Raw genomic sequence first — 11,793 nt, 5'->3', positions numbered from 1 at the left:
CTCCCGCTCGCGCCCGGGCAGTCGGCGCCCGACCCGTTCGAGGCCGCCACCGTCTCGACCTACAACGCCTTCGCGAACACGATCTTCCGCGACACCGCGAACCGCTCGACGACCCCCGCCTCCGACCGCTTCCGCGACTTCATCGCGTCCGGCTGGGCCGAGCGGGAGGAGCCGCTGCCTGCTCCGCGCGAGCAGGCGTCCTTCGCCGCCTCCCGCCGCGAGCGCCTCTCCGCGCTGCACACCGGCGTGCGCATCGTCATCCCGGCGGGCCGCCTCAAGCAGCGCGCGAACGACACCGACTACCCGTTCCGTGCGCACTCGGCCTTCACCTGGCTCACCGGCTGGGGCTCCGACTCCGAGCCCGGCGCGGTGCTCGTCCTCGAGCCCGCCGGGTCCGGCCACAGCGCGACGCTCTACTTCCGCGAGCGCGCGGGCCGCGACTCCGACGAGTTCTACGCCAACCCCGAGATCGGCGAGTTCTGGATCGGGCCGCGTCCGTCGCTCGCGCAGGTCGCGAGCGATCTCGGCCTCGCCACCCGCGGGATCGCCGAGCTCGACGCGGTCCTCGACGCGCACGACGGCGTCCCCCTCGCCGTGCTCCGCGAGGCCGACCCGGCGGTGACCGGCCGTCTCGACGCGGTCGAGGCCGACGAGCGGGCGGACCGCGACGCGGCGCTCGAGCGCGACATCGCCGAGCTCCGCCTGGTCAAGGACGCCTACGAGATCGCCGAGCTGCGCGCCGCCGTCGACGCGACGGGCCGCGGCTTCGAGGACGTCCTCTCCGACCTGCCGCGCATCATCGCCCACGAGAAGGGCGAGCGCCTGATCGAGGGCGTCTTCAACGGACGCGCGCGCGCCGACGGCAACGCGGTCGGCTACGACACCATCGCCGCGGCGGGCCCCCACGCCTGCATCCTGCACTGGACGCGCAACGACGGGCCGGTGCGCCCCGGCCAGCTGGTGCTGCTGGACGCCGGCGTCGAGCAGGACAGCTACTACACCGCCGACATCACCCGCACCTTCCCGGTGGACGGCCGCTACACGGACGCCCAGCGCCGGGTGCACGAGACGGTGCGGGAGGCGGCCGACGCCGCGTTCGCGATCGTCCGCCCCGGCATCCGCTTCCGCGAGGTTCACGCCGCGGCGATGGCCGTCATCGCGCGGCGCACCGCCGAGTGGGGCCTGCTGCCGGTCAGCGCCGAGGAGGCGCTCGAGGCCGACAACCAGCAGCACCGCCGCTACATGGTCCACGGCACCAGCCACCACCTCGGACTCGACGTGCACGACTGCGCCCGCGCACGGCGCGAGATGTACCTCGACGGACTGGTCGAGGAGGGCATGGTCTTCACCATCGAGCCCGGCCTCTACTTCCAGCCCGACGACCTCACGGTCCCGGAGGAGCTGCGCGGCATCGGCGTCCGGATCGAGGACGACGTGCTCGTCACCTCCGACGGCGCCGAGAACCTCTCGGCCGGCATCCCGCGCTCGGCCGACGACATCGAGGCGTGGATGGCCCGACTGGCCCGCTGAGCCCGGTCGCCCGCGGGGAGCCCCGGCCGCTCAGGCGGCGAGGGGCAGCGCGAACTCCCCGCGGGCGGCGGCGAGCGCCAGCCCGTCGAGCAGCGTCGCCAGCTGACCGGCGGGAGCGTCCGGGTCCTCGGGGTGCCACTGCACGCCGACGAGGGGGGCCGCGACGTGCTCGACGGCCTCGATCACGCCGTCCTCCGCCCGGGCGACGACCCGCAGCCCCGGAGCGAGCAGGTCGACCGCCTGGTGGTGCGCGCTCTGCACCGCGAGCGCCTCGGATCCGAAGAGCCCGCCGAGCACGGAGCCCGCCGCGAGCTCGACCTCGTGCCGGTGCATGCGCTGGTGAGCAGGGGCCGCCGCGTTGACGTGCTCCGCCTCCGGCCCCAGGTCCTGCACCAGCGTGCCGCCGAGCGCGACGTTGACGATCTGCAGGCCGCGGCAGATGCCCAGCAGCGGGGTCCGGCGGGCCAGCGCCCGGTGCACCAGCGCGATCTGGGCGGCGTCGGCGCGCTCCGCGTGGGGGCCCTCGGCCGGGTAGCCGCGGTCGGCGCCGTACTGCTCGGGAGCGATGTCCTCGCCGCCCGCGAGGACGAGGGCATCCGCCCCCGCCGTGCGCGCCAGCAGCTCCTCCGTGCCCAGCTCCTCGGCGGCGAAGCGCTCCGCCCGCCAGCCGCGCTCGTGCGCGAGGGCGAGGATGCGGCCGTTCAGGATCTGCACGTAGGCGTGGTACTCCTCGCGGCCCGGTCGCACGCGGGCGACCTCGACGATGGCGAGCGAGCGGGTCATGACTCCATCCTGGGCACGCCGCCGCCGCTGGTCGAACCGCCGTGTCACGCGGTGTCACACTCCGGCCGTACGATCACGGAGTGACCTCGCCGAGCCCGTCCCTCCCGGAGCGCGTGCAGCAGGCGCGCTCCGAGGTCTCCGTCCTCGCCGGGACCACTCCCGAGCGCCGGGTCCGACCGCTGCGCGAGGCCGTCGAGCACGTCGCCGCCGGCGGCTCCCCCGATCCCGGCGCCCTGCTCGACGCGGTCGACTCGCTGGTCGGGCTCGTGACCCGCGCCGAGGTGCAGCTGAGCGGCGTCGAGCGCTCCGTGCGGGACGACCTGGAGCGGGCCGCCACCCTCTCGGACCTGCGCACCTCGGCGCAGCTCGCCTCCGCCGCCGACGTGGCCGTCGCGTGCGCCGCGGCACGGTCGCTCCTCCTCGACGCCGACGACGCCCGGTCGGCCGGCGCCCGCCACGATCCGGCCGCGCTGCTGGTCCTGCTGCTCGACGCCGACTCCGCTCTGGACGCCGTCGTCTCCGGGTACCGCGAGCCGCGAGCCCAGGCCGAGCGCCAGCTCCTCCTGTTCGAGGCGGCGCGCACCGCGGCCCGGCTCGGTGCCGAGTCGGTGCTGCTCCTGGCCGCCGTGCACGGCGAGCGCATCACCGCGGCACCCCGGATCCTCGCGGAGGAGACACTCGGGCAGCTGGACACCGCGGTGCGCCGTGCGGCAGGCGATCCGGCCGGCGCTCTGGACGAGGCCCGCGCCGCCGCCGACCGCGCCCGCTCCGCGCTCGACGAGGCCCTGGTCGACCTCGACGGCGCACCCCCGTCGCTCCGCCCAGCAGCCGTCCCCGGAGGCCTGCCCGCGGCCTGAGCACGCAGGCACCCGGCACCGGCGCGCGTGCCATAGTGAGGGACATGGCCTCCTTCCTCGTCGTCCCCCAGTGGCAGGGCTCGGCGTCGACGCGCGCGATGCGCCTCGTCGACGGAGCCGAGGCGATCCGGGGCGATCTGCCCTCCTCCGCCACCACGACCCTCGACATCCCCGCCGAGGCGGGCGACGCCCAGGACACCGGCATCCGCCGCTACGCCTCGGTCGCCACCGTCGCCGAGCGGGTGCGCGAGGCACTCTCGGGCCGCACCGGTCCCGTGATCACGATCGGCGGCGACTGCGGCGTCGAGTTCGCGGCGATCGGGCACGCCGTGCGCTCGGCACCGGGCCCGGTCGCGCTGGTCTGGCTCGACGCCCACCCGGACGCGCACACTCCCGAGTCCTCCCCCAGCGGCGCCTTCTGCGGCATGGTCCTCTCGGCCGCGCTGGGACGCGGCGTCGGCCTCCTGAGCGCGGGCGCCGAGGAGCGGGTGGCCGACGAGCGCGTCGTCCTCGGAGGTGTCCGCTCCGCCGACGACGGCGAGCTCGAGCGGCTGGTCGAGCGGGGCGCCGCGGTGCTGCCCGCGGACGCCCTCGACCCGGAGTCGCTCGTCGCGGCGGTCGAGGCGACCGGTGCCGCCTCCGTCTACGTGCACCTCGATCTGGACGTGCTCGACCCCGCCGATCTCGCCGGGCTGTTCGACCCGGTGCCCTTCGGCGTTCCCGCCTCGCGCCTCGTCGCGAGCCTCGACGCCCTCCGGTCCCGCTTCCCGCTCGCGGGCGCCGGCGTCACCTCGTTCGCCCCGTCGTCGCCGACCGCGGCCGAGGACGACCTGCCCACGATCCTCCGCCTCCTCGGCGCTCTGTCCCGCGGGGCCTGAGAGAGCCCTGCCATCGGCGCGCAAGCCCGAGCGCGTGTCGGCGGCACCCGGCAAGATGGTCGGACGCGACCGAGCGGAGGAACGATGAGCGACGAGAGACCGCGCGTGCGCACCGAGCGGCGCGGGACCGTGCTCGCGATCGTGCTGGACCGGCCCGAGAAGCGCAACGCCGCCGATCTGCGGCTGCTCGCGGAGCTGGCGTCCGCGTACGGCGAGCTCGACCGCGACCCGGAGCTGCGCGCCGGCGTCGTCCTCGCCGAGGGCGGGCACTTCACGGCCGGGCTCGACCTCGCCGACATCGGGCCCCGCCTGGGCTCCGACGGCCTCGACTTCGTGCCCGAGGGCGGGCTCGACCCCTGGGGCCTGCGCACCCGCCCCGTGAGCAAGCCGGTGGTCATCGGCCTCCAGGGCACCTGCCTCACGCTCGGCATCGAGCTCGCGCTCGCGAGCGACGTCGTCCTCGCCGAGCGGTCCACCCGCTTCGGCCAGATCGAGGTCGCCCGCGGCATCCTGCCCTTCGGCGGAGCGACGCTGCGCTTCCCCCGCGCCGTCGGCTGGGGCGACGCGATGCGCTGGATCCTCACCGGCGACCTCTTCGACGCCGAGGAAGCCCACCGCATCGGCCTCGTGCAGCAGGTCGTCCCCGACGGGACGGTCGCCGAGGCGGCCTGGGCTCTGGCCGCCCGGATCGCCGCGCAGGCGCCGCTCGCCGTGCAGGCCGCCCTGGCCAGTGCCCGGCTCGCGGTCGCCGCGTCCGACGCCGAGGCCGCGGCCGCGCTCCCCGGGGCGCTCGCGCGTCTCGCGGCGTCCGAGGACGCGCGCATCGGCACCGAGGCCTTCCTCCAGCGCACGACGGCGGAGTTCACCGGACGATGAGCGACGAGAGCACCACCGTCACGGCGCCCGGCGGCTCCTCCCTCGAGGCGCAGCAGGAGCGGGCCGCGCAGCAGCTCGAGATCCGGCTCCGCTACGGCGACCAGGTGTGGGAGTTGCGCGAGGTCGACCACTTCGCCGTCTTCTCCCGCCGCAGCACCGCACGGCGCGCCGGGCGCGTCCTCGTGGCCTCCGGCTTCCAGATCGCGATCTCGCGGCTGAGGCTGAGGCAGGTCCTCGTCGCGAGCCACCACGCCGCGGTCGACGCGGAGTCGACCACCGCGTTCCTCCGCCAGGTGATCGAGGCGGTCGAGAGCCACGGCGGCCGCTACGACGGCTGGCGGGCCGAGATCGTGCCGGCGCATTGAGCGCCGGGCACCCACCGACGACGGGGCTCGACGCCTCCGAGAACCCCAGGGAGACAGCATGAGCAGCACGACGGACGAGTTCGACGTCATCGTCATCGGAGCAGGGCCGGTGGGCGAGAACCTCGCGGACCGCGCGGTCCAGGGCGGCCTCACCGCGGCCGTCGTCGAGAGCGAGCTCGTCGGGGGCGAGTGCTCCTACTGGGCGTGCATGCCCTCGAAGGCGCTGCTGCGGCCGCCGATGGCGCTCCGCGCCGCCCGTGATCTCCCCGGCGCGGCGCAGGCGGTGAGCGGAGGAGTCGACGTGCCCGCGCTCCTGGCCCGCCGCGACTCCTTCACCAGCCACTTCGACGACCACGGCCAGGTGCAGTGGCTCGAGGGCGCCGGCATCGAGCTCGTCCGCGGGCACGGCCGCCTGAGCGGCGAGCGCGAGGTCACCGTGACCGGACCCGACGGCGAGGTGCGCGTGCTCCGCGCCCGCTCCGCCGTCGCCGTCGCGACCGGCACCACCGCCGTCGTCCCCGACATCCCGGGCCTGCGCGCGGCATCCCCCTGGACGAGCCGCGAGGCCACCTCGGCCGAGGAGGTGCCGCGGCGCCTCGTCGTCATCGGCGGCGGAGTCGTCGCGACCGAGATGGCGACCGCCTACGCCGGCATGGGCTCCTCCGTCACGCTCGTCGCCCGCAGCGGACTCCTCGCGCCGTTCGAGCCCTTCGCCGGCGAGCTCGTCGGCTCGGCGCTCCAGGAGCTCGGCGTCGACCTGCGCCTCGGCGACTCGCCCGTCTCGGTCGAGCGCCGGTCCGACGGCACCGTGGCGGTGACGCTCGAGGGCGGCGACGTCATCGAGGCCGACCAGGTGCTCGCCGCGACCGGCCGCGCCCCGCACACCCGCGACGTCGGCCTCGAGACGGTGGGCCTCGAGCCCGGCTCCTCGCTGACGGTCGACGACACGATGCTCGTGCTGGGCGGCGACGGTGCTCCCCTCGGCGGCGGGCGTCCGTGGCTCTACGGGGTGGGCGACGTGAACCACCGCGCACTGCTCACGCACCAGGGCAAGTACCAGGCCCGTGCGGCAGGCGACGTGATCGTCGCGCGCGCCACCGGTGCCGAGGTCCACGACGCCCCCTGGGGAGCGCACGTCGCGACCGCGGACCACGAGGCCGTGCCGCAGGTCGTCTTCACCGACCCCGAGGTCGCGTCGGTCGGCCTGACCGCCGCGGCCGCCGAGAAGGCCGGCTACCGCACCCGCGTCGTCGACTACGAGATCGGCTCGGTCGCCGGCGCCGCCCTCGCCGCCGACGGCTACACGGGCACCGCGCGGATGGTCGTGGACGAGGACCGGAAGGTCGTCCTCGGCGTCACCTTCGTCGGCAAGGAGGTCGGAGAGCTGATCCACTCCGCGACGATCGCCGTCGTCGGCGAGGTGCCGCTCTCGCGCCTCTGGCACGCGGTCCCCTCCTATCCGACGATCAGCGAGGTCTGGCTGAGGCTGCTCGAGACCTACGGACGCGACAGCGCGTGAGCGCGCTCCGTCGAGCCGTCGCGACGGTGGCCCTGGATCCGGCGATCACCCGGCCGGGCTACCTCTTCGCGTGCGCGGTCGGACTCGCCTGGGGCGCGCTGTGGAGCACGGGCCCGATCCGGCGCAGCCACGGCCTCGTCGTCTTCACCGGTCTGCCCTCCTGGGCGTTCGGCCGCGGAGGGTCCTGCGTCGGCACGAGCTACCTCACGGGCACCAACGTCTCCGACAGCGTCCTCGAGCACGAGGCCGTGCACAAGGAGCAGTGGCGGCTCTACGGGATGTGGTTCCCGTTCGCGTACACGGTGGCGGGTCGCGATCCGCTGCGCAATCGATTCGAGATCGAAGCCGGTCTCGAGAAGGGCGGATATCTCCGTGGTCACTGACATGACGGGGCGCGTCGTCGTCCTCACCGGAGCCAGTTCCGGCATCGGCCGGGTCGCGGCGGGAGCGCTGGCGTCCGCCGGTGCCCGCGTGGCCGTGGTCGGGCGGAACCCCGAGCGCACCCGCGCGGTCGCCGCCGACGTGGGAGGGGACGCGTTCCTGGCCGACTTCGACCGGCTCGACGACGTCCGCGCCCTGGCCGACGGCCTCCTCGAGCGCTACGAGCGGATCGACGTGCTGGCGAACAACGCGGGCGGGCTCGTCTCCCACCGCGCCGAGACGGTCGACGGCCACGAGCGGACGATCCAGAGCAACCACCTCGCGCCGTTCCTGCTCACGCGGCTCCTGCTCCCGCGGATGATCGAGACCTCGAGGGAGCGGGCCGGCGTCCGCGTCGTCTCCACGGCGAGCCTCGCGAACCGCTTCGGTCGCCTGAGGCTCGACGACCTCGACAACCGCCGGGGTCCGTGGCTCGGCGGCTGGCGGGCGTACGGCACGTCGAAGCTGGTGACGATCCTCTTCATCCGCGAGCTGGCGGAGCGCCTGCTGACGACGTCGGTCGACGCGTACTCGTTCCACCCGGGCGTCGTCTCGACGAGCTTCGGTGCCGACAGCACGATGATGAAGCTGATGACGAGCCTCTCGGTCGGCTCCTTCGGCATCTCCGCCGAGGCGGGTGCGGTGCCGCTGATCACCCTCGCCTCCGAGCCCGACGTCGGTGCCGCCAGCGGCACCTACTTCGACCAGCTGACGCCGCACGGCTCCCTGAACCCCCAGGCCCGCGACCGCGCTCTCGCCCACGACCTCTGGACCCTCTCCAGCCGCCTCGTGGGCGTCTCGCCCACCCTGTAGCCCGCTGCCGCTCCCCGCCGCCGCCGACTCGACGCCGGGGCGGCGCGGAGCACCCGGCGCGCTCGTCGGGTGGATCTCGACACGCCCTCTCCGAGGGCTGCCCGATCAGCAGGTCTGCGCGCGGTCGCCCGACTCGGTCTGTGCCCGCGAGCTGCTCGATCAGCCGCGAAATCGGTCGGGCGTGGATCTCGAAACTCCCTCTCCGAGGGCTACCCGATGAGCATGTCCGGGCGCGGTCGCCCGACTCGCCAGGCACCCGAGAACCGCTCGATCACGCGCGAAGTCCGTCGGCAGTGACTCTCGAGACGCCCTCTGCGAGATCCACTCGATCAGCATCGTCCTCCGCGGTCGCACCTCCAGCCCGCCGTCCCCCCCGCGGTCGCGCCCCCGGCGCGCCGCATCCTCTGCGGTCGCGCCCCTGGCGCGCCGTCCCCCTTGCGGTCGCGCCTCCGGCGCGCCGTCCCCCGCGGTCGCGCCTCCGGCGCGCCGATCCTCTTCGAGCAGTGCCCGGAGCGTCGCAGGGCGTCGTTCTGCAAGGCGGAGGAGGAAGCGATACCGGCGGTATCGCGCCCGACGACAACGCCGCAGAACGTCGCCCTGCGGCGCTCCGGGTCAGTTGGACTCTTGGCGGCCGAGGCGCCAATACCCCATGAACGCCACCCGCTTCCGGTCGAGTCCGAGCTCGGTGACGAGGCAGCGGCGGATCAGCTTCACGGCGCCGGCTTCTCCGGCGATCCAGGCGTAGAGGCCGGGGTCGGTGCTCTCGTCGGGGACCTCCCAGAGCATCTCGTGGTCGACGTCGATGTCGCTGACGTCCACGCCGCGGTGGTGGGCGGTGAGGAAGCGGGTGGCCCAGGCGCGGACCGCGTCGCCGAGGGCCGCTCCGGGGGCTGCCGCGTGGGCGCGGACGATCCAGGTGACGTGGACGCCAGCGGGGTGGCGGAGCGGGAGGCGGTCGTGGGCGGTGGGGACCTCGAGGAACGCGGCTCCGGTGGCGTCGTCGTCGAGGCTCTCGAGGATCGCGGCGATGGCGGGGACGGCCGTCTCGTCGCCGGCGAGGAGGAGGGAGGTGGCGGCGCCGGGGTGGAACTCGACTCCGCCGCCGGGGAGGTCGGAGCGCGTGTCGGGCGCGATGATGACGATCTGGTCGCCGGCACGGGCGCTCTCGACCCAGGCGGAGGCCGGTCCGGTGTCGCCGTGGGCGGCGAAGTCGATGTCGACCTCGGCGTCCTCGGGGCGGACGGCGCGGATGGTGTAGGTGCGGAGCGGGTTCCGGAGCTCGTCGGGGAGCTGTCGCCAGCGGCCGTACCAGTCGGGGTCGAGTCCGTCGGGTCCGTCGGGGTCCGAAACGGAGGCGAGGAAGGCGGGGGCGTCGGAGGCGGCGGTGGGGACGACGAGCTTGATGCGCTGGTCGGGGCCGGTGCAGCCGACGTGGTCGAGGCCGGTGCCGGTGAGGGTCACGCGGATGAAGTGCGGGGCGATCCGGGTCGCTGCGGCGACGGTCGCGAGGTACGGCCGGTAGGCCGGTCGGGCGGGGGCGGCGGTCGTCGGGGGCATCGCCTCAGTCTCGCACAGAAGGTAAGCCTTGCCTAACACTCAGCCGGGACGCCCGGCGGACGGTCAGCGCGCGGCGTGCTCGGCGGAGGTGCGCAGGCGCGCCTCGACGTCGGCGGCGAGCTCGGCGACGACGGGGCCGGCCCCGCCGATCCAGGCGCAGAAGTCGTGGCGGCCGTCGGCCCACGGGTAGTCGCCGTCGACGACCGACATCTCGCCGACCCAGGCCCGGACCGCGCGGTCGAGTGCGACTCCGCGGGAGCATCGCTCACCGGTGCCGGGGGCGCCCGAGCGCTCGGAGCGGCCGAGCCAGGTGACGCAGACCCGTCCGGGGGCGGCGAGCGGCGGCAGTCCGTGCGCGTCGTCGACCTCGACGAAGACCTGGCCGCGGGCGTTCGCGGGGAGGGTGTCGAGGATGCTCTGGATCCACGGCACGACGGTCTCGTCGCCCGCGATCAGGAACTGCTTCACGTCGACCGGCGCGGAGCCGTCGCGGTCCTCGAACATGCACATCGTGTCCGAGTATAGGCAAGGCTTACCTCAGTGACCAGAGCCGGACCTGACCATCCGCCGTGCGGCCGCGCCCGGACCCGTCACCGCTGCGGCCTCCCCCGTCACCACTGCGGCGGGTGCCGCCTCTGCCAGCGCGCCCGCCGCTCGAGCTGTGCGCCGATCGCCAGCAGCGTCGCCTCGCCGCCGGGTCGCCCGATCAGCTGGACTCCCATCGGCAGGCCCTCCTCCGTGGTGCTCAGCGGAAGGGTGATCGCGGGGAGGCCGCTCACGTTCACGAAGGACGTGTACGGCGTGTAGAGGCACTGCTGCTCGAAATTGCGCTCGGGATCCTCGAGGTCGTACCAGCCGACGGGACGCGGCGTCATCGCCAGCGACGGCGTCAGGACCGCGTCGACGCCGGAGAACGCCGCGATCACCGCGCGCTCGTAGCCCGAGAGCCAGGACGCCGCCTCGACGATCTCGCGGGCGGAGCGCCGGCGTCCCTCCTCCACCAGCCAGCGGGTCAGCGGCTCCAGCAGATCGAGGTCCGCGCCCTCGACGGGCAGGGTCGCGGCGCCGCTCTGCCACAGCGTCCGGAACGCGGCGGGGTACGGGGCGCTCGGGGGGAGCGACGCCTCCTCGAGCCCGTGGCCGAGCGCGGCCAGCGCGGCGATCCCCTCGTCCAGCGCGGCGCGCGCCTCCGGAGCGAGAGCGATCTCGTACTCCTCGTCCCAGGGCGAGTCCGTCAGCACGCCGATCTGGAAGCGCCCCTCTCCGCGCACCGCGGCGCCGAGGAACGAGCCGTCGCCGTCACCGGGCGCGCCGAGCGACCAGCGCTGCGGGAGGCGGCCGTTCGTCCGCTCCAGCATGCCCTCGAGCAGGAGGCCCGCGTCGGCGACCGAGCGGGTGATCGGCCCGGCGACCGTCAGGCCGCCGACTCCGCCGATGCCGGAGAGCGCGGCGACACGTCCGCGGGAGGGCTTCAGTCCTACCAGGCCGCAGGCCGCGGCGGGGATGCGGATGGACCCGCCGCCGTCCGAGGCGGGGGCGAACGGCAGCAGTCCCGCGGCGACGGCGACCGCCGCTCCTCCACTGGATCCGCCGGCCCCGAGGCGGGTGTCCCAGGGCGTGACGGCGGGCGGGCCGATGCGCGTCTCGGTGTAGGAGGGCATCCCGAACTCGGGCGTCGCGGTCTTGCCGAGGCTGACCGCTCCCGCCGCGTCGAGCACCTCGACGATCTCGTCGGAGGCGGTGGGCACGTGGTGCTCGCGCAGCCGCGATCCGGATGCGGTCCGCACGCCCGCGCGCCGCCAGAGGTCCTTGTCGCCGCTCGGCAGGCCCCAGAGCGGAGCGGTTCCGGGCCCCGTGCCGAGCGCTGATGCCCGCTCCCGCGCCCGATCGGCGGTCACCGTGGCGAAGGCGCCCAGCTCCCCGTTCCAGCGCTCGATCCGGGCGAGGTAGTGATCGGCGAGCTCGAGAGGCGTGACCTCTCCGCGCTGCAGCCAGTCCCACTGCTCCTGGGCGCTGAGGTGGTGGAGTTCGAACATGGAACGACCCTATTCCGCCGCTCCGGGGAGCCGGCGGAACAGGGTCGTGGGGGTCAGGCCGCGCGGCGGCCGCTCTCGCTCGCCTCGTCGATGCCCTTCCGGGCGCCGTCGGGCACCACGGTGTCGCGGTCGATGCGGGCGCCGGTCGCGATCACGGCC

The 11,793-nt window shown here is 75.0% G+C and carries 12 protein-coding genes; 8 read left to right on the top strand and 4 right to left on the bottom strand.

Features of this window, described 5'->3' with window-relative positions; genetic code table 11:
* Window positions 1-1,530 (top strand): aminopeptidase P family protein (locus tag C5C33_RS17330; protein WP_374953831.1); only part of this gene is annotated, 1,530 nt, incomplete at its 5' end.
* A gap of 30 nt (window positions 1,531-1,560) precedes the next feature.
* Here the strand turns inward: C5C33_RS17330 and C5C33_RS17325 are convergent.
* Window positions 1,561-2,313: a gamma-glutamyl-gamma-aminobutyrate hydrolase family protein gene (locus C5C33_RS17325; protein WP_104261727.1), complete on the bottom strand. Its 753-nt coding sequence runs from the start codon at window positions 2,311-2,313 to the stop codon at window positions 1,561-1,563.
* Between the two features lie 80 nt (window positions 2,314-2,393).
* Between C5C33_RS17325 and C5C33_RS17320 the strand changes: the two genes are divergently transcribed.
* The 7 genes from C5C33_RS17320 to C5C33_RS17290 all read left to right on the top strand — a co-directional run bounded on the left by C5C33_RS17320 (window position 2,394) and on the right by C5C33_RS17290 (window position 8,041).
* The gene (locus C5C33_RS17320; protein WP_104239623.1) at window positions 2,394-3,170 is read left to right on the top strand and encodes a hypothetical protein; all 777 of its coding nucleotides are present in this window, start codon (window positions 2,394-2,396) and stop codon (window positions 3,168-3,170) included.
* Between the two features lie 44 nt (window positions 3,171-3,214).
* Window positions 3,215-4,048 carry an arginase family protein gene (locus C5C33_RS17315; RefSeq protein WP_104248221.1) on the top strand — a complete coding sequence of 278 codons (834 nt, stop codon included), beginning with the start codon at window positions 3,215-3,217 and terminating at the stop codon, window positions 4,046-4,048.
* An 84-nt stretch (window positions 4,049-4,132) separates the two neighbouring features.
* A complete protein-coding gene (locus tag C5C33_RS17310) occupies window positions 4,133-4,924 on the top strand; it encodes a crotonase/enoyl-CoA hydratase family protein (protein ID WP_104256199.1) in 792 nt (263 codons plus the stop codon).
* Window positions 4,921-5,289: a ribonuclease E inhibitor RraB gene (locus C5C33_RS17305; protein WP_104256200.1), complete on the top strand. Its 369-nt coding sequence runs from the start codon at window positions 4,921-4,923 to the stop codon at window positions 5,287-5,289. The genes C5C33_RS17310 and C5C33_RS17305 overlap by 4 nt, the downstream gene beginning before the upstream one ends.
* A gap of 58 nt (window positions 5,290-5,347) precedes the next feature.
* The gene (locus C5C33_RS17300; RefSeq protein ID WP_104261726.1) at window positions 5,348-6,808 is read left to right on the top strand and encodes an NAD(P)/FAD-dependent oxidoreductase; all 1,461 of its coding nucleotides are present in this window, start codon (window positions 5,348-5,350) and stop codon (window positions 6,806-6,808) included.
* Window positions 6,805-7,191: a Fe-S oxidoreductase gene (locus C5C33_RS17295; RefSeq protein WP_104227423.1), complete on the top strand. Its 387-nt coding sequence runs from the start codon at window positions 6,805-6,807 to the stop codon at window positions 7,189-7,191. Before C5C33_RS17300 ends, C5C33_RS17295 begins: the two co-directional genes overlap by 4 nt.
* Window positions 7,181-8,041 carry an SDR family NAD(P)-dependent oxidoreductase gene (locus C5C33_RS17290; protein ID WP_244230659.1) on the top strand — a complete coding sequence of 287 codons (861 nt, stop codon included), beginning with the start codon at window positions 7,181-7,183 and terminating at the stop codon, window positions 8,039-8,041. The genes C5C33_RS17295 and C5C33_RS17290 overlap by 11 nt, the downstream gene beginning before the upstream one ends.
* A 612-nt stretch (window positions 8,042-8,653) precedes the next feature.
* On the opposite strand, the gene C5C33_RS17285 is transcribed toward C5C33_RS17290, so the two are convergent.
* From C5C33_RS17285 to C5C33_RS17275, 3 genes are all read right to left on the bottom strand, one after another.
* The gene (locus C5C33_RS17285; RefSeq protein ID WP_104227424.1) at window positions 8,654-9,598 is read right to left on the bottom strand and encodes a siderophore-interacting protein; all 945 of its coding nucleotides are present in this window, start codon (window positions 9,596-9,598) and stop codon (window positions 8,654-8,656) included.
* A gap of 63 nt (window positions 9,599-9,661) precedes the next feature.
* On the bottom strand, window positions 9,662-10,108 hold the full coding sequence (locus tag C5C33_RS17280; protein WP_104261725.1) for an SIP domain-containing protein: 447 nt from the start codon (window positions 10,106-10,108) through the stop codon (window positions 9,662-9,664).
* Between the two features lie 101 nt (window positions 10,109-10,209).
* Complete coding sequence (locus C5C33_RS17275; RefSeq protein WP_104261724.1) at window positions 10,210-11,634, bottom strand: amidase; 1,425 nt, start codon at window positions 11,632-11,634, stop codon at window positions 10,210-10,212.
* Between the last annotated feature and the right edge of the window lie 159 nt (window positions 11,635-11,793).

It is taken from the genome of Rathayibacter sp. AY1H3 (assembly GCF_002932015.1).
Note: the sequence above shows the minus strand (reverse complement) of the source record. Positions and strands in the feature narration are given on the sequence as shown.

What these genes read in the sequence shown, in the direction of transcription:
- C5C33_RS17310 (WP_104256199.1), top strand. Translation starts at nt 4,133, where the DNA reads ATGAGCGACGAGAGACCGCGCGTGCGCACCGAGCGGCGCGGGACCGTG.
- C5C33_RS17305 (WP_104256200.1), top strand. Translation starts at nt 4,921, where the DNA reads ATGAGCGACGAGAGCACCACCGTCACGGCGCCCGGCGGCTCCTCCCTC.
- C5C33_RS17325 (WP_104261727.1), bottom strand. Translation starts at nt 2,313, where the DNA reads ATGACCCGCTCGCTCGCCATCGTCGAGGTCGCCCGCGTGCGACCGGGC.
- C5C33_RS17300 (WP_104261726.1), top strand. Translation starts at nt 5,348, where the DNA reads ATGAGCAGCACGACGGACGAGTTCGACGTCATCGTCATCGGAGCAGGG.
- C5C33_RS17275 (WP_104261724.1), bottom strand. Translation starts at nt 11,634, where the DNA reads ATGTTCGAACTCCACCACCTCAGCGCCCAGGAGCAGTGGGACTGGCTG.
- C5C33_RS17315 (WP_104248221.1), top strand. Translation starts at nt 3,215, where the DNA reads ATGGCCTCCTTCCTCGTCGTCCCCCAGTGGCAGGGCTCGGCGTCGACG.
- C5C33_RS17285 (WP_104227424.1), bottom strand. Translation starts at nt 9,598, where the DNA reads ATGCCCCCGACGACCGCCGCCCCCGCCCGACCGGCCTACCGGCCGTAC.
- C5C33_RS17280 (WP_104261725.1), bottom strand. Translation starts at nt 10,108, where the DNA reads ATGTGCATGTTCGAGGACCGCGACGGCTCCGCGCCGGTCGACGTGAAG.